Source organism: Kineococcus esterisolvens, assembly GCF_050871405.1.
In the GTDB taxonomy this organism is placed as follows: domain Bacteria; phylum Actinomycetota; class Actinomycetes; order Actinomycetales; family Kineococcaceae; genus Kineococcus.
In genome coordinates this window covers 49,833-73,131 of record NZ_JBJLRI010000006.1, presented here as the reverse complement: position 1 = coordinate 73,131, position 23,299 = coordinate 49,833, and the positions used below count along the sequence as shown (strand labels likewise).

23 protein-coding genes are annotated in these 23,299 nt (G+C 74.7%); 12 read left to right on the top strand and 11 right to left on the bottom strand.

Annotated elements, in window-relative coordinates; genetic code table 11:
- Positions 1-44 precede the first annotated feature (44 nt).
- Positions 45-674 (bottom strand): dTDP-4-dehydrorhamnose 3,5-epimerase family protein, encoded by a 630-nt coding sequence (locus ACRYR8_RS04060; protein ID WP_432482793.1) that lies wholly within the window; start codon positions 672-674, stop codon positions 45-47.
- 148 nt (positions 675-822) lie between these two features.
- On the opposite strand from ACRYR8_RS04060, the gene rfbD reads away from it, so the two are divergent.
- A complete protein-coding gene (gene rfbD / locus ACRYR8_RS04055) occupies positions 823-1,668 on the top strand; it encodes a dTDP-4-dehydrorhamnose reductase (RefSeq protein ID WP_432482792.1) in 846 nt (281 codons plus the stop codon).
- Positions 1,669-1,679: 11 nt separating this feature from the next.
- On the opposite strand, the gene rfbA is transcribed toward rfbD, so the two are convergent.
- Positions 1,680-2,552, bottom strand: a complete 873-nt coding sequence (gene rfbA / locus ACRYR8_RS04050; RefSeq protein ID WP_432482791.1) for a glucose-1-phosphate thymidylyltransferase RfbA — start codon at positions 2,550-2,552, stop codon at positions 1,680-1,682.
- 20 nt (positions 2,553-2,572) lie between these two features.
- Between rfbA and rfbB the strand changes: the two genes are divergently transcribed.
- Positions 2,573-3,562 (top strand): dTDP-glucose 4,6-dehydratase, encoded by a 990-nt coding sequence (gene rfbB / locus ACRYR8_RS04045; RefSeq protein ID WP_432482790.1) that lies wholly within the window; start codon positions 2,573-2,575, stop codon positions 3,560-3,562.
- Positions 3,563-3,657: 95 nt separating this feature from the next.
- Here rfbB and ACRYR8_RS04040 read toward each other — a convergent pair whose 3' ends face one another.
- Both ACRYR8_RS04040 and ACRYR8_RS04035 read right to left on the bottom strand, forming a co-directional pair.
- Positions 3,658-4,599, bottom strand: coding sequence for a glycosyltransferase (locus ACRYR8_RS04040; protein WP_432482789.1), 942 nt, complete (start codon positions 4,597-4,599; stop codon positions 3,658-3,660).
- Between the two features lie 123 nt (positions 4,600-4,722).
- Complete coding sequence (locus ACRYR8_RS04035; protein ID WP_432482788.1) at positions 4,723-6,348, bottom strand: dolichyl-phosphate-mannose--protein mannosyltransferase; 1,626 nt, start codon at positions 6,346-6,348, stop codon at positions 4,723-4,725.
- Between the two features lie 126 nt (positions 6,349-6,474).
- Between ACRYR8_RS04035 and rsmI the strand changes: the two genes are divergently transcribed.
- From rsmI to ACRYR8_RS04020, 3 genes are all read left to right on the top strand, one after another.
- A complete protein-coding gene (rsmI, locus tag ACRYR8_RS04030) occupies positions 6,475-7,356 on the top strand; it encodes a 16S rRNA (cytidine(1402)-2'-O)-methyltransferase (RefSeq protein ID WP_432482787.1) in 882 nt (293 codons plus the stop codon).
- Positions 7,357-7,492: 136 nt separating this feature from the next.
- Entirely contained in the window at positions 7,493-8,665 is a 1,173-nt protein-coding gene (locus ACRYR8_RS04025) for a hypothetical protein (protein WP_432482786.1), read from the top strand.
- Positions 8,666-8,858: 193 nt separating this feature from the next.
- Positions 8,859-9,878, top strand: a complete 1,020-nt coding sequence (locus tag ACRYR8_RS04020) for an acyltransferase family protein (protein WP_432482785.1) — start codon at positions 8,859-8,861, stop codon at positions 9,876-9,878.
- Between the two features lie 127 nt (positions 9,879-10,005).
- Here ACRYR8_RS04020 and ACRYR8_RS04015 read toward each other — a convergent pair whose 3' ends face one another.
- Complete coding sequence (locus ACRYR8_RS04015) at positions 10,006-11,673, bottom strand: monocarboxylic acid transporter (protein WP_432482826.1); 1,668 nt, start codon at positions 11,671-11,673, stop codon at positions 10,006-10,008.
- Positions 11,673-12,038: a DUF485 domain-containing protein gene (locus tag ACRYR8_RS04010; RefSeq protein ID WP_432482784.1), complete on the bottom strand. Its 366-nt coding sequence runs from the start codon at positions 12,036-12,038 to the stop codon at positions 11,673-11,675. The genes ACRYR8_RS04015 and ACRYR8_RS04010 overlap by 1 nt, the downstream gene beginning before the upstream one ends.
- 228 nt (positions 12,039-12,266) lie before the next feature.
- Between ACRYR8_RS04010 and ACRYR8_RS04005 the strand changes: the two genes are divergently transcribed.
- Positions 12,267-13,469, top strand: coding sequence for a glycosyltransferase family 61 protein (locus ACRYR8_RS04005; RefSeq protein ID WP_432482783.1), 1,203 nt, complete (start codon positions 12,267-12,269; stop codon positions 13,467-13,469).
- A gap of 60 nt (positions 13,470-13,529) precedes the next feature.
- A complete protein-coding gene (locus ACRYR8_RS04000; RefSeq protein ID WP_432482782.1) occupies positions 13,530-14,450 on the top strand; it encodes a diacylglycerol/lipid kinase family protein in 921 nt (306 codons plus the stop codon).
- A gap of 29 nt (positions 14,451-14,479) precedes the next feature.
- Here ACRYR8_RS04000 and ACRYR8_RS03995 read toward each other — a convergent pair whose 3' ends face one another.
- Positions 14,480-15,085, bottom strand: a complete 606-nt coding sequence (locus tag ACRYR8_RS03995; protein ID WP_432482781.1) for a DUF7711 family protein — start codon at positions 15,083-15,085, stop codon at positions 14,480-14,482.
- A gap of 135 nt (positions 15,086-15,220) precedes the next feature.
- Between ACRYR8_RS03995 and ACRYR8_RS03990 the strand changes: the two genes are divergently transcribed.
- Complete coding sequence (locus ACRYR8_RS03990; protein ID WP_432482780.1) at positions 15,221-15,724, top strand: OsmC family protein; 504 nt, start codon at positions 15,221-15,223, stop codon at positions 15,722-15,724.
- A gap of 50 nt (positions 15,725-15,774) precedes the next feature.
- Here the strand turns inward: ACRYR8_RS03990 and ACRYR8_RS03985 are convergent, their stop codons facing one another.
- Together ACRYR8_RS03985 and ACRYR8_RS03980 are read right to left on the bottom strand one after the other, a co-directional pair.
- Positions 15,775-16,866 carry an aldose epimerase family protein gene (locus ACRYR8_RS03985; RefSeq protein WP_432482779.1) on the bottom strand — a complete coding sequence of 364 codons (1,092 nt, stop codon included), beginning with the start codon at positions 16,864-16,866 and terminating at the stop codon, positions 15,775-15,777.
- A gap of 46 nt (positions 16,867-16,912) precedes the next feature.
- Complete coding sequence (locus tag ACRYR8_RS03980) at positions 16,913-17,620, bottom strand: uracil-DNA glycosylase (RefSeq protein ID WP_432482778.1); 708 nt, start codon at positions 17,618-17,620, stop codon at positions 16,913-16,915.
- A 115-nt stretch (positions 17,621-17,735) separates the two neighbouring features.
- Here ACRYR8_RS03980 and ACRYR8_RS03975 point away from each other — a divergent pair, with 115 nt between their 5' ends.
- Positions 17,736-18,041, top strand: a complete 306-nt coding sequence (locus tag ACRYR8_RS03975) for a nucleoid-associated protein NapA (protein ID WP_432482825.1) — start codon at positions 17,736-17,738, stop codon at positions 18,039-18,041.
- A gap of 424 nt (positions 18,042-18,465) precedes the next feature.
- On the top strand, positions 18,466-18,669 hold the full coding sequence (locus tag ACRYR8_RS03970; RefSeq protein WP_432482777.1) for a cold-shock protein: 204 nt from the start codon (positions 18,466-18,468) through the stop codon (positions 18,667-18,669).
- Positions 18,670-18,695: 26 nt separating this feature from the next.
- On the opposite strand, the gene ACRYR8_RS03965 is transcribed toward ACRYR8_RS03970, so the two are convergent.
- Complete coding sequence (locus ACRYR8_RS03965) at positions 18,696-19,286, bottom strand: YceI family protein (RefSeq protein ID WP_432482776.1); 591 nt, start codon at positions 19,284-19,286, stop codon at positions 18,696-18,698.
- 367 nt (positions 19,287-19,653) lie between these two features.
- Between ACRYR8_RS03965 and groL the strand changes: the two genes are divergently transcribed.
- Positions 19,654-21,282: a chaperonin GroEL gene (gene groL, locus ACRYR8_RS03960; RefSeq protein ID WP_432482775.1), complete on the top strand. Its 1,629-nt coding sequence runs from the start codon at positions 19,654-19,656 to the stop codon at positions 21,280-21,282.
- A gap of 108 nt (positions 21,283-21,390) precedes the next feature.
- On the top strand, positions 21,391-22,680 hold the full coding sequence (locus ACRYR8_RS03955; protein WP_432482774.1) for a D-arabinono-1,4-lactone oxidase: 1,290 nt from the start codon (positions 21,391-21,393) through the stop codon (positions 22,678-22,680).
- A gap of 4 nt (positions 22,681-22,684) precedes the next feature.
- Here the strand turns inward: ACRYR8_RS03955 and ACRYR8_RS03950 are convergent, their stop codons facing one another.
- A complete protein-coding gene (locus tag ACRYR8_RS03950) occupies positions 22,685-23,296 on the bottom strand; it encodes a suppressor of fused domain protein (protein ID WP_432482773.1) in 612 nt (203 codons plus the stop codon).
- Positions 23,297-23,299 lie beyond the last annotated feature (3 nt).

The window sequence follows — 23,299 nt, the reverse complement described above, 5'->3', positions numbered from 1 at the left end:
GCAACCGCCTTGCGCCGCAGGCGTTCTCGCGCGCAGGGCGGAGCTCAGCGGTCGGCGGCCGCCCGCAGGCCGGCGACGAACCCCTCCACGTCGGCGTGCGACGGCAGCGCTCCCGCCTCGCGCGCCTGCGCCAGGGTCGGCGCCTGCTCGTCCTTGCCGGACAGCGTGAACTCCAGCTCCCGCCCGTCGCGTCCGGTGCGCGGCCACTCGATGCCCAGCTCGGGGTCCAGCGGGTGCACGCCGTGCTCGCGCTCGGGGGCGTAGCCCTGCGAGCACAGGTAGACGACGGTCGAGCCGTCCGCCAGGGACAGGAACGCGTGCCCCAGGCCCTCGGACAGGTACACCGCGCGGCGGTCGACGTCGTCGAGCAGCACCGATTCCCAGCGCCCGAACGTGGGGGAACCCACCCGCAGGTCCACGACGACGTCCAGGACGGCGCCGGCGGCGCAGAACACGTACTTGGCCTGTCCGGGCGGCACGTCGGCGTAGTGGACGCCGCGCAGGACCCCCGCCGCCGACACCGAGCAGTTCGCCTGCGCCAGGGACAGCCCGTGCCCGGCGGCGCCGGTGAGAGCAGGCTCCCTGAACCACTCCAGGAACGTGCCGCGGTCGTCGCCGAACTGCCGGGGAGTGAACTCCCAGGCGCCGGCGATGCTCAGTTCCCGGGTCTGCACCGCGTCGTCCCCCTCGTCGCCGAAGCGGCCCGCCCGGACCGCAGGCGCGACCCTACCCACCCCGCCGGCCCACCGGTGGAGGCTGTCGGTGAGGAGCCGGTCACCGTAGGCTGCGGCGCGTCGTGCCGGAGGAGGACGAGGGGGACGTGTGCGCTGGGTCGTGACCGGGGCCACCGGGATGCTGGGGACGGACGTCGTGGCGGCGCTGCGCGAGCGCGGGGAGGACGTCGCACCCCTCGGGCGCGCGGACCTGGACGTCACCGACCTCGCCGCCTGCCGGCGCGCGGCGGCCGGTGCGGACGTCGTCGTGAACTGCGCCGCGCACACCGCGGTGGACGCCGCGGAGACGGAGGAGGCCGCGGCGTTCGCCGTGAACGCCGTCGGCGCGCGCAACCTCGCCCTCGCCGCCGCGGGCGCCGGGGCGCGACTGGTGCACGTGTCCACCGACTACGTGTTCGACGGCGAGGCCAACGAGCCGTACGCGCCGGACGTCCCGCAGGCGCCGCGCAGCGCCTACGGGCGCACCAAGGCCGCGGGGGAGTGGGCGGTCGCGGCCAGCGGTGCCGACGCGCTCGTGCTGCGCACCGCGTGGCTGTACGGCGCGCACGGGCCGTGCTTCCCGAAGACGATGGCGCGGGTGGGTGCCGAGCGCGGTGCGCTCTCCGTCGTCGACGACCAGGTCGGCCAGCCGACGTGGACCGTGGACGTGGCGCGCCTGGCCCTGGACCTGGTCGCGGTCGCCGCCCCGGCGGGCACCTACCACGCGGTCTCGGCGGGGCGCTGCTCGTGGTTCCGGTTCGCCGGCGCCGTGCTCGCCTCGGCGGGCCTGGGGCGCGTGGCGCTGGAACCCGTCACGAGTGCGGAGTTCGTGCGCCCCGCGCCGCGGCCGGCGTTCTCCGTGCTGGACACCTCGAACCTGGCTCCGGTGGGGGTGGAGCCGATCGGCGACTGGCGCGAGCGCTGGGAGGTGGCCGCGCCCGCCGTCCTGGGCTGAGCGCCGGCGCGTCAGCGCGCCCCGCGCGCCAGCAGTTCCAGCAGGTACGCGCCGTACCCGCTCTTGGCGAGCCGCTCGCCGCGCGCGCGCAGCGCGTCGTCGTCCAGCCAGCCGTTGCGCCAGGCGATCTCCTCGGGGCAGCCGATCTTCAGGCCCTGGCGCGCCTCCAGGGTGCTGACGTAGTTGCCCGCCGCGAGCATCTGGTCGAACGTCCCGGTGTCCAGCCAGGCCGTGCCCCGCGGCAGCACCTCCACGCGCAGCGCACCCCGCTGCAGGTAGGTGCGGTTCACGTCGGTGATCTCCAGTTCCCCGCGCGCCGACGGGCGCAGGCCCTCGGCGATGCCCACGACGTCGTTGTCGTAGAAGTACAGGCCGGGCACGGCGTAGTTGCTGGCGGGGTTCGCGGGTTTCTCCTCCAGCGACAGCGCGTTGCCCTCGGCGTCGAAGGAGACGACGCCGTAGGCGGTGGGGTCGCCCACCCAGTAGGCGAAGATGGCGCCGCCGGTCAGCCCGTCGAAGCGGCGCAGCTGCGTGCCCAGACCCGGCCCGTAGAAGATGTTGTCGCCCAGCACGAGGGCCACGGAGTCGGACCCGATGAACTCCTTGCCGATGAGGAAGGCCTGTGCCAGGCCGTCGGGGGAGGGCTGCACGGCCCAGCTGATCGAGATGCCGAACTGCGAGCCGTCGCCCAGCAGCCGCCGGAACCCCTCCGCGTCGTGCGGGGTGGTGATGACCAGGACGTCGCGCACCCCCGCCAGCATGAGCGTCGACAGCGGGTAGTAGACCATCGGCTTGTCGTACACCGGGACGAGCTGCTTGCTGATGCCCTGGGTGATGGGGTGCAGCCGGGTACCGGATCCGCCGGCGAGGATGATTCCGCGCATGGCACCGTAGTATGACGCTCATGAGACTCCTGGTCACCGGCGGTGCAGGTTTCATCGGGAGCCACTACGTGCGCTCCGCGCTGACGGGGGCGCACGGCGCGCAGGACGTCGAGTCCCTCGTCGTGCTGGACAAGCTCACGTACGCCGGGAACCTGGCGAACCTGGACCCGGTGGCCACCGACCCTCGCCTGGAGGTCGTCGAGGGCGACATCACCGACGCCCCCACGGTGGACGCGCTCATCGAGCGCGCCGACGTCGTGGTCCACTTCGCCGCCGAGAGCCACGTCGACCGCTCCATCACCGGAGCGGCGGGTTTCGTGCACACCAACGTCGTGGGCACCCAGACCCTGCTGGACTCCGCGCTGCGCCACGGCGTGGACAAGTTCGTCCACGTCTCCACCGACGAGGTGTACGGCAGCATCGAGTCCGGTTCCTGGAGCGAGGACCACGCGCTGGAGCCGAACAGCCCGTACTCGGCGTCCAAGGCGTCCAGCGACCTGCTGGCGCGGGCCTACCACCGCACGCACGGCGTGCCCACGGTCGTCACGCGCTGCTCGAACAACTACGGGCCCTACCAGTTCCCGGAGAAGGTGATCCCGCTCTTCATCACCTCGCTGATGCGCGGCGGGACGGTGCCGCTGTACGGCGACGGCCTCAACGTGCGCGACTGGCTGCACGTGGACGACCACTGCCGCGGCATCCAGCTCGTCGTCGACGGCGGCCGCCCGGGCGAGGTCTACAACATCGGCGGCGGCACGGAGCTGACCAACCGCGAGCTCACCGAGCGGATCCTGGACGCCCTCGGCGCCGGCTGGGACCGGGTGCGGCAGGTGGAGGACCGCAAGGGCCACGACCGGCGCTACTCCGTGGACATCTCCAAGATCCGCGGCGAGCTCGGCTACGAGCCGCGGCACACCTTCACCGAGGGGCTGGCCGACACGGTCGCGTGGTACCGCGACAACGAGCAGTGGTGGCAGCCCCTGCTGGCGCACCTGTCGGTGGTGCGCTGACCGGTGGTGCGCTGACCGGTGGTGCGCCGACCCTTGGCGCGCCGAGCGGCACGGGCGGCGGCCCCGGACTCCCGCCCGGGGCGCCACCGCCCGCGCTAGAGCGCCAGCGGCTGGGCGTCGCCGCGCAGCTCCACGGCGCTGGAGGCCGCGGTGAGGAAGTCGTCGTGGTCCAGAGCGTCGGCCTCGCGCACGACGGCCAGGCCCCGGGCGCGCAGCATCGCGGCGATCTGCTCCTGGTGGTCGTCGACGTGCTCGGCGAACTCCGCGCGCCGCGGCACCAGGATCGGCAGCTTGCCGGCCTGGAGCGCCTCCAGGGCCACGCCCGTGCCGGCGTGCGCGACCACCAGGTCGGCCTCGCGCATGGCCGCGCCCAGCTCCGCGGCCGGCACGGCGGTGCGCGGGTCGATCACGGGCAGGCCCGTGGTGTCGGTGGTGCCGGTCTGCCAGAGCACCTCGGCGCCCGTGTCGTGCAGCATCGGCGCGAGGTGCTCGACCAGCCTGCGGAAGCCGTAGGTGCGCGAGGTGCCGAGGGAGACGACGACCTTGGAGATCTTCTTCCGGTCCTCGGCGCGGCGCGCCTCCCAGCCGTCGAAGACGGAGCCGGCGTACTTCCAGCGGCGCGAGGCCCAGGCGGAGTTCTGGGTGTACAGCTCCACGCCGGGGACCCTGGAGAGCAGGCGGCCGCTGAGGGAGGGCCCGTCGGTGCGGGTGGCGCTCTCGATGTAGTAGGCGGGGGCTCCGTGCAGGCGGGCCTGCGGCAGGACGGAGACGGCCAGGCTGGAGCCGGTGCTCACCACGGCGGAGATCCGGCGGCGCTTGAACAGCGGCGAGGCCAGCAGGGCGTTCTGCACGGCGGCCTTGACGTCACGGGTGGGGCCGGGCTTGACCCAGGTCACCTCCTCGCCCTCGAGCAGGGACAGCGACTGCGGGGTGGGCACGGTGACCCAGTGGAAGGAGTCCTGGAGGGGCAGGCGGCGGGCGAGGGTCTTCAGTTGCATGAGGTGTCCGCCGTCGTTGGCGACGAGCAGTGCTGTCATGGGCGAGACCTCATCCGATCGCGGCCACCTGGTTGGAGCAGCCTGTGACAGCGCGCACTGTAGTCATGCCTCAACGTAACTGTCACATGACGATCACCACACTGGTCCCGGTGGTGCCTCGCATCACACCCAGCTCGGCAGCCACATGCGCCGCTGCCACTCCTCGTAGGGGATGACCTCCGCCGTGTAGATCGGCCAGAAGAAGGCGAAGCAGGCCACGCAGCCCACCACGACCACCCCCGCCGCCAGGGCTCCCCGGCGCCTCCGGCTCAGGGCCGCCTCCACGCCCTTCCCGCCGCGCAGCACCGCCGTGCCCGGGTCGGGGCCGAGCACCAGCCCCAGCACGTACACCACGCCCAGCACCACGAAGGGCACCAGCACCACCGCGTAGAACGTGAAGATCGTGCGCTGCTGGTACTGGAACCACGGCAGGTAGGTCGCCGCGTACCCGGCCAGCACCGCACCCGCGCGCCAGTCGCGGCGCAGCGCCCAGCACCACAGCAGCACCACCAGGGCCGCCACCCCCGCCCACCACAGGACCGGGGTGCCCAGCGAGGTGATCGCCTTGGAGCACTGCGCCACGGTGCAGCCGTCCTCGCCCAGCACCGGGTCCTCGTAGAAGAACGACGTGGGCCGGCCCTGCACCAGCCACGACCAGGGGTTCGCGGAGTACGGGTGCGGGCTGTCCAGCCCGACGTGGAAGGCGTACGCCTGCTGGTGGTAGTGCCACAGGCCGCGCAGCGCGTCCGGCACGAGGTCGCCGACGCCGCTGGAGGGGTGCTGGGCGCCCCACTGCCGGTCCCAGCCGTCGTCGGAGGCGAACCAGCCCGCCCAGCCGGCCACGTAGACGGCCACCGCCACCGGCACCATCGCCAGGAACGCCGGCACGCCGTCGCGCCAGGCGGCCGCCGGCAGCCAGGACCGCACGCCCACCGCGCGCCGGGCACCGGCGTCCCACAGCACCGTCACCAGGCCGAAGACCGCCAGCACGTACAGGCCGGACCACTTCACCCCGCACGCCAGGCCCAGGCTCACCCCGGCCGCCAGCCGCCAGGGCCGCCACCCCAGCCGCGGGCCCAGACCCCCCGCGCCGTGCTCGGCCACCGCCCGGGCCAGCCGCTCGCGGGCGCGGTCGCGGTCGACCAGCAGGCAGGCGAAGGCCACCAGCACCCACCAGGAGAGGAAGACGTCGAGCAGGCTCGTGCGGCTCTCCACGAAGTGCAGGCCGTCGGTGGCCAGCAGCACCGCGGCCGTCACCCCCAGCACGGTGGAGCGGAACAGCCGCCGCGCCACCCGCCCGAGCACCAGGATCGACAGCGTCCCCACCAGCGCCGCCGCGAAGCGCCAGCCGAAGGAGGAGTCCACCCCGAACAGCCACTGCCCGAGGCCGATCATCCACTTGCCCACCGGGGGGTGGACCACGAAGTCGCCCTCGGTGCCGAAGACGTCCGGCGTGCCCGCGGTGAACAGCGCGTCCGGGGTGGGGATCGAGGCGTCGTTGCGCAGCTCCACGCCGTGCTGCAGGAGCGAGTACCCCTGCTTGACGTAGTACGTCTCGTCGAAGACCAGCTGGTGCGGCTCGCCCAGGCGCCAGAAGCGCAGGAAGCCGCCGATGAGGGTCACCACGAGCAGCGGCAGCCAGCCGCGCCGCCACGACTCCCCGGTGATCTCCGACGCGCCGCCGAGCAGGCGCTCGCGCACCTCCTCCGGACGCCACCGGGCCGGCCGGGCGCCCACCGTCGCGCTCACCGCCCCCTCCTCGGCAGCGGCCTCACGCGACGTCCCCGCAGCTGTGGATCACGCGGTTCATCGTAGGTGCGGGGGCGGGGAGCGGGGCGGTGCCGCCCCCGCGGCGGTGTGCGCGACGATCGGGGGGTGGAAGACCAGGCAAACCCGGCCGTGGCCGGCGACGGCCGTCTCGTGCTGGCCGCTACCCCCATCGGCAACCCAGGCGACGCCTCGCCCCGGCTGCGCGAGCACCTCGCCGGCGCCGACGTCGTCGCCGCCGAGGACACCCGCCGGCTGCACCGGCTCTGCGCCGCCCTGGGCGTGACCACCGGCGGCCGGGTCCTCAGCTACCACGAGCACAACGAGGCGGCCCGCACCCCCGCGCTGGTCGAGGAGATCGCCGCGGGAGCCACCGTCCTGCTCGTCACCGACGCCGGGATGCCCTCGGTCTCCGACCCCGGTTTCCGCCTGGTCCGCGCCTGCGCCGACGCCGGCCTGCTGGTCACCGCCGTCCCGGGCCCCTCGGCGGCCCTCACCGCGCTCGCCCTGTCCGGCCTGCCCAGCGACCGGTTCGCCTTCGAGGGCTTCCCGCCCCGCAGGCCCGGGCAGCGCGAGCGCGCGCTGCAGGAGCTGGCCGCCGAGGAGCGCACGCTCATCTTCTTCGAGTCCCCGCACCGGACCGCCGCCACCCTGACCGCGATGGCCGCCGCCTTCGGCGCGCAGCGCCCGGCCGCGGTGTGCCGGGAGCTGACCAAGACCTACGAGGAGGTCGTGCGCGCACCGCTGGGGGACCTGGCCGAGTGGGCCGAGGCGCGCGAGGTGCGCGGGGAGGTGTGCCTGGTCGTCGCGGGCGCCGAGCCCGGTGCCGGTGCCCTCGACGAGACCGAGCTGGTGGAGCGGGTGCTGACCCGCGTCGGGGCGGGGCAGCGGCTCAAGGACGCGGTGCGCGAGGTCGCCCGGGCGCACGGCGCGACCTCGAGGGAGCTGTACGACGCGGCCGCTGCCGCGCAGCGGGCCGCTCGCGGGTGAGCCCCTACCCCGCGGCGGGACGGGTGTAACCGGGGTTCACCCGTTCGCCAGCACCCCGCGGGCGGAGAGAGTAGGCGGCTCAGGACCCCGATGCAGAGGGGGCAACGCGAAACCCTCTGAACCCCGGAGTCCTGCCATGCTCACCGTCGCCACCCCCCGCCGCCCCCGCCGCGGGCGCGCCCTGTTCGCGGCCGCCGCGCTCGTCGCCGCCCTCGGCGCCGGCGCCGGTACGGCCCCGGCCGCCGAGGCCGCCCCCGCGCCCGTCATGTACTACGACGGTGCCAGCGTGAACAACGCCCGCATCCCCGCCGCGGCCATCGACATCGAGACCACCACGACGGTGGCCTTCGACCGCGGCACCTACTGGATCGGTTCCACGCAGGTGGGAACCATCGACACGGTGACCAGCGAGGACGGTCTCCACCGGGGTTCCGGGACGGTGGACCTGACCGGCCGCACCGACTCGGTGACCCTCGTCGCCAGGCTCTACGCGGGCAAGTACATGGTGCAGAAGGTCTACAAGGTGCTGCGCCTGGTCCCGCCGACGCCGCTCGGGATCCCGGCCGGCTGGCCGAACGCCGACACCACCGGCGTGCCCGCGGGCAAGGTGCTGCAGCCGGTCGGCGACGTCCTCGTCACGACGCCGGGGACCGTGCTCGACGGGCTGGACATGGGCTGCCTGACGGTGCGCGCGACCGACGTGGTCGTGCGCAACTCGCGGGTCACCTGCGCCGACGATCGCCTCCTCGCCGTGTCGCTGAGCGGCGCCAAGGGCTTCGTTATGGAGGACTCCGAGATCGACGGCGCGAACGGCGCGGCCGAGGTCGCCATCGGCTGGGGCGGGTACACCCTGCGCCGGGTGGAGGTCCGCGGCACCCAGGACGGCCCCCGCCTCGGCTACGACGTCACCATCGTCGACAGCTGGGTCCACGGACTGGTCCGCGACCCCGACGTGCACACCGACGCGATGCAGTCCACCACCGGCGCCCGCATCCTGGTCCGGCACAACACCCTGGACCCGCGCACCCCGGGCGTCGACGACTTCCTCAACGCGGCCGTCCAGCTCGGCACCGAGACCGGGAACCAGGAACTGCGCACCGCGGTCTTCGAGAACAACTACTTCAACGGCGGCACGTTCTCGGTGAACGTCAGCTGCACCGCGCGGTTCACCGGCAGCGTGGTGTTCCGCAACAACACGTTCGGCCGCGGGGGCAAGTACGGCCCGATCATCGCGCCCGCCGGCGTCACGTTCACCGGCAACACCTGGGTCGACACCGGCGCCCTGGTGCCGGTCGCGCCGGCCTGCTGATCCCCGCCCCCCGGACGGGGGGCGGGGATCGAGGTCCCGGGGGATCGTGGTGACCGCGGGTCGGTCAACCGTCGCGAAGAGGCGCCCGGCTCGGCTACCGTGCGCCTCGCACCGGCGCGTTCCCGCCGAGCCCTCGGCCGGACGACCCCGGGCCCCCACGTCCGGCGGCGGGCAGGAAGGCGGTTCAGCACGCATGGCGACCGTTCCCCGCACCTCGGCATCCCCCACCCCCGACGACGGGGTGGACGTGGGGCGGCCCGCGCGGACCCGGGCCGACTGGATGGACGTGCTGCGGGGGGTCGCCCTGATCGCCGTGGTGCTCTTCCACGCCGGCACCCTCCTGCGCTTCGCCGGCCTGCAGGTGCCCGAGGGCCTGCAGTCCGTCAACGGTGCCGTGGCGCCCTTCCGCATCCCGCTGCTCGTGCTGCTGTCCGGGCTCCTGCTGCCGCGCTCCATGAGCAAGGGGCTCCGGCGCTACGCCGGCGGCAAGCTCGCCGCGATCGGCTACCCCTTCCTGCTGTGGACGGTCCTGTACGGCCTCGTCTACTGGCCCGGGCTGGGGGTGGAGGCGCTCGCCTGGCTGGTGCCCTCCCTCCTCGTCGGCGGCTCGTACCTGTGGTACCTGCTCTTCCTGCTGGTCTTCTACGCCGCCGCCCTCGCCGTGCGGCGCCTGCCGCGCCTGCCCGTCGCGGCGGTCTTCCTGCTCCTCGCCGAGCTCGCCCCGGACGGGACCAAGTACCTGGAGCGCCCGGCGTTCCTGTTCGCGCTGTTCCTGGGGGGCTGGTGGCTCGCGGAACGCCCCGGCCTCCTGCGCGCCGCGGTGCGCAGCCCCCTGGCGGCGGCGGTCGCCGCCGCGGTGCTCGGGGCCTCCTACGCGCTGCTGGACATGTCCGGGTACGGGCCCCGGGCGTTGCCGGGCACGCTGGCGGGTGCCCTGGTGCTGGCGTTCTGCACGCACCGGATCGCCCGGAGCGCGCTGCTGCGGCCGCTGCGGTTCACCGGGCGGAACTCGGTCGTCTTCTACGTCGTGCACTTCCCGGTCATCTACGTCCTCGTGCGGTGCGCCGACCTCGCCGGGGTCGAGGACGCGACGTTGCTCGTGGCCGTCTCGGCGAGCGCAGCCCTCCTCGTCGGTGCCGCCCTCGCCCTGGCGCGTCCCCGCTCCGCGCTGGTCCGCGCCCTGTTCACCGCTCCGCGGCGAACAGGGCCGTGACGGTGCAGGCGGGGCGGAAGGAGCCCGCCCACCCCGACCCCTCGGCGACGGTACGCGAACGGGCCGCGCGCCCGGGGGGTCCCCCGGGCGCGCGGCCCGTCGTCGTGCGGGTTCCCGCGCCCAGCCGTCAGTGCTGCACGGCCTTCTCCGCGCCGGCGCCCGTCAGCGAGCGCACCTCCATCTCCGCGGCGCGCTTCTCGTTGCCGGTCTCCCGGCCGGTGACCGAGCCGAGCCAGCCGAGGAAGAAGGCCAGCGGGATCGTCACCAGGCCCGGGTTCTCCAGGGGGAACCAGGCGAAGTCCACGCCCGTGTCGCGGATCATCGACAGGCTCGCCCCGCTCTCGTCCACCTTGCCGGAGACGACGGGCGAGAAGGCGATGAGCACCAGGCAGGAGATCAGCCCGCCGTAGGTGCTCCACAGCGCGCCGCGCGTGGTGAACCGCCGCCAGAACAGCGAGTACAGGATCGTCGGCAGGTTCGCGCTGGCGGCGACGGCGAACGCCAGCGCCACCAGGAACGCGATGTTCTGCCCGTTGGCGAAGATGCCGCCGACGATGGCCACCGCCCCGATGACGACGATCGTGATGCGCGCGACACGCATCTCCGCCTCGGGGGACGCCTCGCCCTTCTTCACGACGCTGGCGTAGATGTCGTGCGCGAACGAGGCGCTGGCGGTGATCGCCAGGCCGGCGACGACCGCGAGGATCGTCGCGAACGCGACCGCGGCGATGATGCCGAGCAGGATCGTGCCGCCCAGCTCGTAGGCCAGCAGCGGTGCGGCGGAGTTCGCCCGCCCCGGGGCCGCCCGGATGACGTCCGGCCCGACGATCGCGCCGGCGCCGTAGCCGATGACCAGGGTGAACAGGTAGAAGACCCCGATGATCCAGATCGCCCAGACGACGCTCTTGCGCGCCTCCTTGGAGCTGGGAACGGTGTAGAACCGCATCAGCACGTGGGGCAGGCCTGCGGTTCCCAGGACCAGTGCCAGCGACAGCGACAGGAAGTTCAGCTTGGAGACCTCGCTGCCGCCGTACTGGGCGCCGGGCCCCAGCAGCGCCTCGCCCGCCGAGCCCGGTGCCGACACCGCCGCGCCCAGCAGGTCGGACAGGTTGAACCCGTACCGCGCGAGCACCCAGACGGTCATCACGGCGGCACCGGCCACCAGCAGGCACGCCTTGATGATCTGCACCCAGGTGGTGCCCTTCATGCCACCGACGAGGACGTACAGCACCATCAGGGACCCGACGACCGCGATGACGACGTTCTGCCCGGCGCGCGACTCGATGCCCAGCAGCAGCGCCACCAGGCCGCCGGCGCCGGCCATCTGCGCCAGCAGGTAGAAGAACGACACGGCCAGGGTGGAGATCGCCGCCGCCGTCCGCACCGGCCGCTCACGCAGCCGGAAGCTGAGGACGTCGGCCATCGTGAAGCGGCCGGTGTTGCGCAGCAGCTCGGCGACCAGCAGCAGCGCGACCAGCCACGCCACGAGGAACCCGATCGAGTAGAGGAATCCGTCGTAGCCGTACAGGGCGATGGCGCCGGCGATGCCCAGGAAGCTGGCCGCCGACAGGTAGTCGCCGGCGATGGCGACGCCGTTCTGCCCGCCGGTGAACGAGCGGCCCCCGGCGTAGAAGTCCGCCGCCGTGCGGTTGTTGCGGCTGGCCCGCAGGACCACCGCGAGGGTCACCGCGACGAACGCTGCGAAGATGGCGATGTTGACCGCGGGGTTGCCGACGTCGGTGCCGGCGGCGGCCGCGACGGGCAGCGCGGCGGGCGCGGTGGAGAAGGCGGCGATCACCGGGACCTCCCCTCGACGCGCTCGCGCAGCTCCTCGGCGGCGGGGTCGAAGTGCCTGTTCGCCCAGCGCACGTACGCCGTCGTGATGGCGAACGTCGAGACGAACTGCCCCAGGCCGAACAGCAGCCCGACGGTGATGTTCGTGTCCCCGACGCGGGTGCTCATGAAGTCGTGCGCGTAGTCCGCCAGCAGGACGTACGTCGCGTACCAGACGAGGAAGAACGCCGACAGCGGCAGGACGAAGCGGCGGAACCTCCGCCGCAGCGCCTGGAACTCGGGGGAGTCGCGCACCTCCTCGTAGGGCGTGCGGTCCGGGCCCGCACCGGCCGGCGGGCCGCTCGATCCGTGGTCCGTCGTGCTCACCAGAACCTCCTCGTCCTCCCGGGGACGTCCCCCGGCCGTGAGGGTGGTCACGCTAGCCGCACGGGTGCCCGCAGCGCGCGCGAAACGCGCAGGTTCCTTCCGGAACGTCGCCGCCGACTTCCGGAAGGCGGGCCGCGGCGCCAGCCCGCCCGCGCTGCTCACCCCCCTGCGCGGGGGGTGAGGTGGGGGAGAGTGGTCGCACGTCGAACGAACCGCCATCATGGCGCGGTGCGAGCGGGCAACACCGGGTGGCCCTACCTGCTGAGGCGCGCCCTCGGCCACCACGTCCGGGACCGGGTGCGCGACCGCGCGCGCGACCTCTCCGGCCGGCGCGTCCGGCACCCCCTGACGACCTCGGCCGAGCTGGCCGCCGCGGGCGCCGCCCGCCGTCTCGTCGTGCACCCGGCCGCTCCCGCACCCCTGCGGCGCCCGGGAGGGCTGCCCGAGCCGCTGTGGCGGTCCTGGTGCGCCGGGCACGTCGGCGAGTCCGCCGAGCAGGTCGTCCTCGACGTCCGGGGCGCCACCGTCGTCAGCGGGTTCGGGTGGGTCTTCGCCTCCGGCCGCCTCGTCGCGGACCTGTGGCAGGAGCGCGTCCGCTCGGCCCCGCGCCTGGCCGCCCACGTGCGGGCGGACGGTCCCGCCGTGCACCTGGAGGGCACCACCGCCTCCCTGCTGGCCCCGTGGGCGCAGAACTACTACCACTGGACGGTGCAGGGGGTCCCCCGCGTCGGCATGCTCGCCGCGGCCGCCGACCTCGCCGAGGTCGACCACTGGCTGGTCCCGCCGCACACCCACCCCTACCTCGGCGAGTGGCTCGACCTCCTCGGCGTCCCCCGCGCGGCACGCGTCGAGGTCTCCGGCGCCGACCGCCGCTTCACCACCGAGCGGCTGCTCGTCAGCTCCGTGCCCGCGGCCGGGTACAACGTCCCGCCCTGGGTCGTGGACGACGTGCGGCAGCGGGTGGCGCCCTCGCGCGTGGGGGGCGGCCCGGCCCTGCTGTTCGTCGACCGGCCCGACACCGGCCGGCGGCGGCTCATCAACCGCGAGCAGGTGCTGCGCGCGGTCCGGGAGCGGGGCTTCACCGTGGTCCACCTCGAGGACGCGCACCTCGCCGAGGAGGTGTCGCTGTTCGCCTCCGCCCGCGTCGTGGTGGGGGTGCACGGGGCGGGCCTGACCAACGCCCTGCACTGCCCGCCGGGCGCGCACCTGGTGGAGATCACGCCGACCGGCCTGTCGTACCCCACCTTCCACAAGCTCGCGGCGGTCGCGGGCCTGCACCACCACGTGCTGCCGGGCACCGAGCCCGCGCTGCCGGGGGCGCTGGCCTTCCTGGACAACCAGGCCGACGTCGTCGCCGACGTGGCCGCGCTGCGTCGGCTGCTGGACCGGCTCGTGCCGGTCACCCCCCGGGTGGGCGGGGGAGTGCTGTGAGGGTGCTGTGGGCAGCCCGCGCCGGGGCACGCCCCGCCCGGTCGCGGCGTTGATCCCGTCGTGCGAACGCAGCAGCAGGTGGAGCCACCCGGCGGGATCCTCGCCCTCGTCAACGCCGGCGCCGGGTCGGCGCGCGAGGGGGCCGTCCAGGCGGTCGTCGGCGAGCTCGGCCGCCGGGCGGACGTGGAGCTGCGGCGCACCCGCGACCTCGCGGGGCTGCGCGAGGCGCTGCTCGGCGCCGGCGGCCGCCGCGTCGTCCTCCTCGGCGGCGACGGCACCCTGCACACCGCGCTGCAGCTGCTGTGGGACGCGGGCGCCACGCGCTCGGTGGGCCCGCTGGGCATCGTGCCCCTGGGCACGGGCAACGACCTGGCGCGCTCCCTGCACCTGCCGCTGGACCCGGTGGCCGCAGCCCGCATCGCCGCCGGGGGCCGTCCCCGCGACCTGGAGCTGCTCGTGGACAGCCGGGAGCGCATCACCGTCAACACCGTCCACGCCGGCATCGGCGCCGCCGCCACGGCCCGCGCGCAACGGCTGAAGAAGGTCCTGCGCGCCGGCGCCTACCCCGTGGGAGCCGCCTGGGCGGGCGTCAGCGCCGGTCGCGGCTTCCGCCTGCGCGTGGAGGTCGACGGCCGCGTCATCGCCTCGGGGCAGCGCCCCGTGCTCGTCGTGGGCATCGGCATCGGCGGCACCATCGGCGGCGGTGCGCCCCTCGTGCCGGCCGCCGACCCGCACGACGGCGTCGCCGACGTCGTCGTGTCCGCCTCGACCGGCCCGCTGGCGCGGGTGGGCTTCGCCGCCGGGCTGCGCCGCGGCGTCCACGTCGAGCGCCAGGACGTCACCACCACCACCGGCAAGGTCGTGGAGATCACGGCCCTGGAGGGCACCTTCCGGCTCAACTCCGACGGGGAGGTCACCGACCCCCAGCGCAGCGAGCGCTTCGAGATGCACACCGACGTCTGGCGGGCCGTCTGCCCCTGAGCGGCGGCCCCCCCGGGCCCCGTGACCCCTCAGCCCTCGCGGGCCCCCAGCAGCTGCAGGTAGCCGCGCACGGCGGCCGCCAGGGCGTCGGCCCGCCCCACCGGTGAGCCCGGCGACCAGCGGTGCTCGTCGTGCTCGGCGCTCGCGCGGCGCACCGCTTCGAGGCTCGCCGCCAGCTCCCGGTCCAGCCGCTCGCGCAGCTCGGCCGGCGAGGGCGCCGGCGGGCGCAGGGCCGCGCCCCCGCCGGCGCGCAGCGCCTCGAGCACGTCCTGCGCACCGCCGGCGGCCGCGCTCCACAGGCGCACCGGCGTGGTGACCTCGTGGTTCCAGACCGGCTCGGCCGCGGAGCGGAACACCAGCCGCACGGGGCGCTTGGCCAGGCCGGAGGCGGCCAGCCACTGCCCGGCGCCGGGCGGGGTGGTGCCCCACGCGCACTCCACCGGGTCCGCCTCGCACACCAGGGCCACGTCCACACCCCCGTCGTCGGGGACCTCCGCGGCCGGCGGCCCGAGCAGCGGGCCCCACAGCCACGCCTCGACCACCCGCAGCCGCACGATCCCCGCCGGCTGCGCGGCCACGTGCGCGCACCGCTCGGCCACCTGCTCCGCGGTCCGCACCGCCGTCGTCCACCTCACCGCGCCAGTCTCCCCGGTGCGCCCGGCGGTGCCCGCGGGGACCACCGTGCGGACCACCGCGGGGACCACCGCGCGGACCGGGTCGCGGCGTCCGCCGGGGTTTGACCTGCTGCCGCGGAGGCCTAAGGTGCCCCGGTGGACGCGACCGAGCTCAGGGCCCTGCAGAAGCCGTTGAAGGACCAGTACCGCGAGGACCCCTCCGCCGCGGCCGTGCCCGCCAAGGCGGTGGCCGTGCTGGACGGGCAGTCCATCGGCGTCTCCGTCGACGGCTTCGCCGGCACCACCCGCGCCGGGCTGCACCCGGCCGCCGGCGGCGACGGCACCGAGGCCTGCTCCGCGGACATGCTCTGCGAGGCGGTCGCGGCCTGCGCCGGTGTGACGCTGCGCAGCGTCGCCACGGCGATGGGCGTGGAGCTGCGCAACGCCAGCGTCACCGCCGAGGCCGTCTGGGACGCCCGCGGCACCCTCGGGGTGGACCGCACGGTGCCCGTCGGCATCACCGACGTCACCGTCACCTTCGACTTCACCTCCGACGCCGACGAGGCCACCGAGGCGAAGATGGTCTCCCTCGCCGAGCGCTACTGCGTCATCGCGCAGACGCTGCGCACACCGCCGAACCTCACCGTCCGGCGCGCCTGAGCCGCCGGGCGCCCGGGGCCCGGACGCCCGGCCCCCGGGCGCTGCGCGCCTCAGGCGCTGAAGACGAACGTCGTGGTGGTCGTGAAGACCTCCCCGGGGCGCAGCACGGCCTCGCCCAGCCCGCCGCCCGTGAAGGCCGGCCGGTTGACCGCGTCGGGCAGCAGCTGCGTCTCCAGGCACAGCGCGTCCCCCTGGCGCACCGGGCGGCCCTCGAGGGTGCGCCAGGCGCCGTCGAGGAAGTTGCCGGTGTACAGCTGCAGGCCCGGGGCGTCGGTGCGCAGCTGCAGGCGCCGGCCGCTGCGCGGGCCGGTCAGCTCGGCCACGACGCGCTCGCCGGTGCCGGCGTCGTCGAGCACGAGGCTGTGGTCGTAGCCGCCGGCGCGCAGCAGCTGCTCGTCGGCGTCGCGCAGGCGCTCGCCCAGGCGGGTGGGGGTGCGGAAGTCGAACGGCGTGCCGGTGACGTCGCGCAGCTCCCCGGTGGGGATCAGGTGCTCGTCGACCGGCAGGTAGCGCGAGGCGTGCAGGCGCAGCACGTGCTCCTCCACCGTGCCGGGGCCGTCGAGGTTCACGTAGGCGTGGTTGGTCAGGTTCACCGGTGTCGGTGCGGTCGTGGTGGCGCGGTAGTCCAGCCGCAGCCGCACCCCGTCGGCGTCCTGGGTGAGGGCGTAGGTCACCTGCGCGGTCAGCTCACCGGGGAAACCCATGTCGCCGTCGGGGCTGCGCAGCGTCAGCCGCACCGCCGGCCCCTCGCCGCCGGTGACCTCCTCGGCGTCCCACACCCGCTGGTCGAAGCCCTCCGCGCCGCCGTGCAGGGCGTTCGGTCCGTCGTTGCGCGGCACGTCGTGGCGGACCCCGCCGAGCTCGAAGGTGCCGCCGGCGATGCGGTTCGCGACCCGGCCCACCACGGCGCCGGGGTAGCCCTCGGCGGCCTCGTGGGAGGGGACGTCCGGCAGGGCCACCACGACGTCGCCGAGCGCGCCGGCGGCGTCGGGCACGACCACGCGGTGCAGCGCCGCACCGCGGGTGAGCACGTGCGCGCTCACCCCCGAGGGCAGCCGCAGCTCCCAGCGCTCCACGGGCTCCCCGCGGCGGGTGCGCCCGAAGGGGGTGCGGATGACGGTTCCGGTGGCGGGTGCGCTCATGGCCCGCATCGTGCCGTGCCCGCCGCGCGCGGCGCCCGGGGGGTCGCTACGGGTCCAGCCGCCAGTCGACCCCCTCGCCGCCGGCCTCGCGCAGCAGGGCGTCCACGCGGCTGAAGGGCCGCGAGCCGAAGAAGCCGCGGGAGGCCGACAGCGGGCTGGGGTGCACGCCGGTCACCACGGGCACCCCCTCCAGCAACGGCTGCACCGACTGCGCGTCGCGGCCCCACAGCAGCGCCACCAGCGGCCCGCCGCGCGCCGCCAGGGCGCGCACCGCGGCGTCGGTCACCGCCTGCCAGCCCAGCCGCCGGTGCGAGCCGGCGTCGCCGGCGCGCACGGTCAGCGCCCGGTTGAGCAGCAGCACCCCCGAGCGCGTCCAGGCGGTCAGGTCGCCGTGCTCGGGCGGCTGCACGCCCGTGTCCTCGCGCAGCTCCCGGTAGACGTTGACCAGGCTGCGCGGCAGCGGGCGCACGTGCGGCTCGACGGCGAACGCCAGCCCGATCGGGTGCCCGGGGGTGGGGTAGGGGTCCTGCCCGACCAGCAGCACGCGCACGTCGTCGAAGGGCTGGCGGAAGGCGCGCAGCACGTGCCCGGGGCTCGGCAGCCAGGGGCCGGGCTCGTCGGCCAGGCGCTGCGAGAGCTCGGACAGGTGCGCGCGCACCGGCGCCAGAGCGCGGGCCCAGCCGGGGTCGAGGTCGTCGATCCCCAGGCCCGCCGGGTCGGGCAGGGGCTCGTCCTGCGCGGGGTCCCGGGGCACGCCGGGACGTTAGCGCGCCCCGCCGCGCCCCGCGCGCCGCGACCGGCGGGTGTCGGAGGCGCCTCCTACAGTGGGCGTCGTCTGGAGAGAGGGGCAGGTCGTGGACGGGTCGCAGGTGCAGGTCGGCGCGACGGCGCGCGAGGAGGGCGCCGGGCAGCCCGGGCGGGGGAGCGGGCTGAGCCGCCGGGACGCCGAGCTCCTGGCCTTCGAGCGGCAGTGGTGGAAGTACGCCGGCGCCAAGGAGCAGGCGGTGCGCGAGCTGTTCGACCTCTCGCCCACGCGCTACTACCAGGTGCTCAACGCCCTCATCGACACCCCCGAGGCGCTGGAGCACGACCCCATGCTCGTCAAGCGCCTGCGCCGGATGCGCTCCAGCCGCCAGCGCGCTCGCTCGGCGCGCCGTCTGGGCGTGCAGCCCTGAGCCGCGCGGCCCAGCGGCGCCCGCGCCAGCTGGCGGCCCGCCGGGGGGCGCACCGCACCCGCCGCGGACCGGCCGGGGTGCTCCTGCTGGTGCTGGCCTGGGCGGCGCTGACGCTGCTGGTGGTCGCGGGGGCGGTGCTCGCGGTGCGCCGCCTGGCCGACGGGCTGCTCGGCGGCGCGGCGGGGTTGCTGTGAGCCGCTCCGGTGCGAGCGCTCCGGCGCGGCGAACCGGCCCGGCCGAACCCTGCCCCGACGGCCCCTCCCCGCACTAGCCTGGGCAGTGGTCGATCAGTTCGATGAGCACGTCCTGCACGGGGCCGGCACGTCGGGCGTCGCCCACGGCCTCACCGCCGCGGGCAGCGTGAGACCCGCCCCCGGGCCGATGCCGGGGACGTCCCGCTCGCTGCACCACCCAGGAGAACGCAATGGCTCAGGGCACCGTGAAGTGGTTCAACGCCGAGAAGGGGTACGGCTTCATCACCGTCGACGACGGCGGCGCCGACGTCTTCGTGCACTACTCGTCGATCGTCGCCGACGGCTACCGCTCCCTCGAGGAGGGGCAGCGCGTCGAGTTCGAGATCGGCCAGGGCCAGAAGGGCCCGCAGGCCGAGAGCGTCCGCGGCGTCTGAGGCGTCCGCCGCCGGCGGCCGCGCCCTCAGCCCGCGGTCGCCGGCACGGCGGAGATCTCGAACTCCAGCACGACGGTCTCCGAGATCAGCACGCCGCCGGTCTCCAGCGGGGCGTTCCACTCCACGCCCCAGTCGCGGCGGTTGATCCTCGTGGAGCCCTCGAAGCCCAGGCGCGTGGTGCCGAAGGGGTCCCTGGCGGCGCCGGTGTACTCGAAGTCCACCGACACGGGCAGCGTCACCGCCTTGATCGTCAGGTCCCCGGTGACGCGGTGGTCCGCGCCGCCGAGCGGGTGGACGTGCGTGGAGCGGAACGCGAGGTGCGGGTGCGCCGGGGCGTCGAAGAAGTCGTTGGTGCGCAGGTGCTCGTCGCGGTGCGGGTCCCGGGTGTCGATGCTCGCCACCTCGATGACGACCTCCACGCCGGAGGCGGCCGGCCGGGCGAAGTCCAGGTGGGCGCGGCCCTCGAAGCGGGTGAACTGCCCCCGCACCCTGGTCACCATGGCGTGCCGGGTGACGAAGCCGATGCGGCTGTGGGTGGGGTCCAGCACGTAGTCGCCCGACAGGTCGTCGGTGCGGCGCGTCTTCAGCGCCTGGATCCGCAGCGGCAGCTCGGACACGTCTCTCCTCGGATCGGTCCCGCCGGGGGCGGGACGGTCCTTCGAGGGTCGCAGCGGTTCGCTCGGGCCACCAGGCGCTGTTCGGGTGAGCTGTCAACCACTCGGGGTGACCCCCTCCCCGGCGTGCTCCGCGCCGGGGCCCCCGCCGGTGGGGGTTTGCACTCGAGGGGGGAGAGTGCCAACATTGGCGTTGGCACTCTCGAGTCGAGAGTGACAGCACCAGCAGCACCTCGACCCGGGAGCGAAAGCTCCGGGCCGGACCCGGTGAGGCCGCCGGCGCGGGGGACGTGACCCCGCCGCCGCCGGTCGTCCGTCGCGGGCACCGCTCCGGCCACCCACCGCCCGTCTTCTGGGAGGAACACCAGGCATGAGCAAGATCATCGCCTTCGACGAAGAGGCCCGTCGCGGTCTCGAGCGCGGGATGAACCAGCTCGCCGACGCTGTCAAGGTGACGCTCGGCCCCAAGGGCCGCAACGTCGTCCTGGAGAAGAAGTGGGGCGCCCCCACGATCACCAACGACGGTGTGAGCATCGCCAAGGAGATCGAGCTCGAGGACCCGTACGAGAAGATCGGGGCCGAGCTCGTCAAGGAGGTCGCGAAGAAGACGGACGACGTCGCCGGTGACGGCACGACGACCGCGACCGTCCTGGCCCAGGCGCTCGTGCGCGAGGGCCTGCGCAACGTGGCCGCGGGTGCGAACCCGATGGGCCTCAAGCGCGGCATCGAGAAGGCCGTCGAGGCCGTGACCGAGCAGCTCGTGGCCGCCGCCAAGGAGGTCACCACCAAGGAGCAGATCGCCGCGACCGCCGGCATCTCCGCCGGTGACGCCTCCATCGGTGAGCTCATCGCCGAGGCCCTCGACAAGGTGGGCAAGGAAGGCGTCATCACCGTCGAGGAGAGCAACACCTTCGGCCTGGAGCTCGAGCTCACCGAGGGCATGCGCTTCGACAAGGGGTACATCTCCCCCTACTTCGTCACCGACGCGGAGCGTCAGGAGACGGAGCTCGAGGACCCCTACATCCTCATCCTCAACTCCAAGATCTCCACGGTGAAGGACCTCCTCCCGCTGCTGGAGAAGGTCATGCAGTCCGGCAAGCCGCTGGTGATCGTGGCCGAGGACGTCGAGGGCGAGGCCCTGGCGACCCTGGTCGTCAACAAGATCCGCGGCACCTTCAAGTCCGTCGCCGTCAAGGCCCCGGGCTTCGGCGACCGCCGCAAGGCCATGCTCGGCGACATCGCCATCCTCACCGGTGGCCAGGTCATCTCCGAGGAGGTCGGCCTCAAGCTCGACACCGCGGACCTCGACCTGCTGGGCCGCGCCCGCAAGGTCGTCGTCACCAAGGACGAGACCACGATCGTCGAGGGTGCCGGCGACGCCGACGCCATCGCCGGCCGCGTGAGCCAGATCCGCGCCGAGATCGAGCGCAGCGACTCCGACTACGACCGCGAGAAGCTGCAGGAGCGCCTCGCCAAGCTCGCCGGCGGCGTGGCCGTCATCAAGGCGGGCGCGGCCACCGAGGTCGAGCTCAAGGAGCGCAAGCACCGCATCGAGGACGCCGTGCGCAACGCGAAGGCGGCCGTCGAGGAGGGCATCGTCGCCGGCGGTGGCGTGGCCCTCATCCAGGCCGGCGCCGTGGCGTTCGACAAGCTCGAGCTGACCGGTGACGAGGCTACGGGCGCGAACATCGTCAAGGTCGCCGTCGAGGCCCCGCTGAAGCAGATCGCCATCAACGCCGGCCTCGAGGGCGGCGTCGTGGCGGAGAAGGTCCGCAACCTGCCCACCGGTCACGGCCTGAACGCCGCCACCGGCGAGTACGTGGACCTGCTCGAGGCGGGCATCAACGACCCGGTCAAGGTGACGCGCTCCGCGCTGCAGAACGCCGCGTCCATCGCGGGCCTGTTCCTCACCACCGAGGCCGTCATCGCCGACAAGCCGGAGAAGGCGGCCCCGGCCGCTGCCGGCGGCGACGGCGGCATGGGCGGCATGGACTTCTGAGTCCCGCCGCACCACCAGCACCACCCGCGAGGGCGGTCCTCCACCAGGGGGGGGCCGCCCTCGCGGCGTTCCCGCCCGCACCGCCGGGCCGTGGGTTAGCGTGCGCGCGTGGACAGCCCGACGACGACGTCGCCCACCGGCACCGCGGCACCCGGCACGAACTGGGCCCGCAACCACCGCTACGCCGCCGCCCGCCTGCACCGGCCCCGCAGCATCGCGGAGCTGCAGGAGCTCGTCGTGCGCACCGGGCGGCTGCGCGCCCTGGGCACCCGGCACTGCTTCAACGACGTCGCCGACTCCCCGGGCGAGCTCGTCACCCTGGAGTCCCTGCCCCCGCAGGCCGAGGTCGACACCGCCCGCGGGGTCGTGCGCGTGAGCGCCGGCACCAGCTACGGCACGCTCGCCGAACGGCTGCACACGGCGGGGGCGGCACTGCGGGCCATGGCCTCCCTGCCGCACATCAGCGTCGCCGGTGCCGTCGCCACCGCCACCCACGGCTCCGGCGACCGCGCGCAGAACCTCGCCGCCGACGTGCGGGCGCTCGAGCTCGTCGGTGCCGACGGCGAGCTGCGCCGCCTCGAGCGCGGTGACGAGGAGTTCGACGGCAGCGTCGTGGCGCTCGGCGCCCTGGGGGTCGTCACCTCCCTGGAGCTCGACGTCGTGCCCACCTACCAGGTGCGGCAGGACGTCTACTCCGGGTTGTCGTTCGCGGCCTTCACGCGGAACTTCGACGCGGTCACCTCCGCCGCCCACAGCGTCAGCGTCTACACCACCTGGGTCGGGGAGGACACCGCGCAGGTGTGGCTGAAGACCCGCCTGAACGACTCCGCGGACGCGCCCGCGGAACTGTTCGGCGCGCGCCCCGCCGCCGAGCCGCTGCACCCGCTGCCGGAGGTGGACGTGCGCAACGCCACCGAGCAGCTCGGTGTGCCCGGCCCGTGGCACGAACGGCTGCCGCACTTCCGGTTCAGCTTCCGGCCCAGCAACGGCGAGGAGCTGCAGGCCGAGTACCTGGTGGGCCGCGAGCACGCCCTCACCGCGATCACCGAGCTGCGCCGCCTGGGCCCCTCGATCGCGCCGCTGCTGCACATGTGCGAGGTGCGCACCGTCGCCGCCGACGGCCTGTGGCTGTCGTCGTCGTACGAGCGCGACGCGGTGGCGTTCCACTTCACCTTCAGGCAGCGCCAGCCGGAGGTGCTGGCAGCGCTGGCGCGGGTGGAGGACGCCCTGCTGCCGCTGGGTGCCCGCCCGCACTGGGGAAAGCTGTTCACCGCCGGTGCGGCGACCTTGGCCGGGCTGTACCCGCGCTTCGCCGACGCCCGCGCGCTGGTGGCCCGCCATGACCCCGGTGGGAGGTTCGCCAACGCCTTCACCGACCGGATCGGCCTGACGGGCTGACCCCTCAGCTCAGCTGAACGGGTGGGCGGGCCGGGTCGGCGACGGCGATCTCCGCGGCGGCGAACCGGTCCTCCAGCGCGTCCAGGCCGTGGCTGTCCAGGAACTCCCGCTCCACCTCGTGGATCGGCACCGCCTGAAGCCAGCGGACCTGCACCGCCTCGTCGAGCCGGTAGCGCGCCAGCCGCGGGAACAGGCCCGGAGCGGTCAGCAGCAGGTGCTGCGCACCGGCGCCGAACAGCTCCCCGGCGACCCCCGGGAACACCGCGCCGGCGCGCAGCGGCCACGCCTCGGCCACCGCCGTGAACGCACAGGCCACCAGCAGCGCAGCCGCGTCGGCCGGTTCCACCCCGGCCAGCACGGTGACCAGCTCCACGCGCTCGTCGTGCCGCTCGGCACCGGAACCGACGAGGTTCACCCACCGGTGCAGCGACAGCGTCGAGACCGAGGTGAACCCCGGGCGCGGTGCCTCGTGCACCGTCAGCACGTCCAGCCACCGCCGCCCGGAGCTGTCGGAGAACTCGGAGAACTCCGGCGTCGCGTCCCGGCCGAGCTGCCGCGCGGCGAAGCGCGCCATGCGGACCTCGGCGTCCGTCGGGGGAGCGGGTTCGGTGCTCACGGG

Excerpts from the sequence above, each read along its gene's own strand:
- rfbA (WP_432482791.1), bottom strand. The coding sequence starts at position 2,552 with ATGCGCGGAATCATCCTCGCCGGCGGATCCGGTACCCGGCTGCACCCC.
- rfbB (WP_432482790.1), top strand. The coding sequence starts at position 2,573 with ATGAGACTCCTGGTCACCGGCGGTGCAGGTTTCATCGGGAGCCACTAC.
- ACRYR8_RS04040 (WP_432482789.1), bottom strand. The coding sequence starts at position 4,599 with ATGACAGCACTGCTCGTCGCCAACGACGGCGGACACCTCATGCAACTG.
- ACRYR8_RS04025 (WP_432482786.1), top strand. The coding sequence starts at position 7,493 with ATGCTCACCGTCGCCACCCCCCGCCGCCCCCGCCGCGGGCGCGCCCTG.
- ACRYR8_RS04020 (WP_432482785.1), top strand. The coding sequence starts at position 8,859 with ATGGCGACCGTTCCCCGCACCTCGGCATCCCCCACCCCCGACGACGGG.
- ACRYR8_RS03985 (WP_432482779.1), bottom strand. The coding sequence starts at position 16,866 with ATGAGCGCACCCGCCACCGGAACCGTCATCCGCACCCCCTTCGGGCGC.
- ACRYR8_RS03970 (WP_432482777.1), top strand. The coding sequence starts at position 18,466 with ATGGCTCAGGGCACCGTGAAGTGGTTCAACGCCGAGAAGGGGTACGGC.
- groL (WP_432482775.1), top strand. The coding sequence starts at position 19,654 with ATGAGCAAGATCATCGCCTTCGACGAAGAGGCCCGTCGCGGTCTCGAG.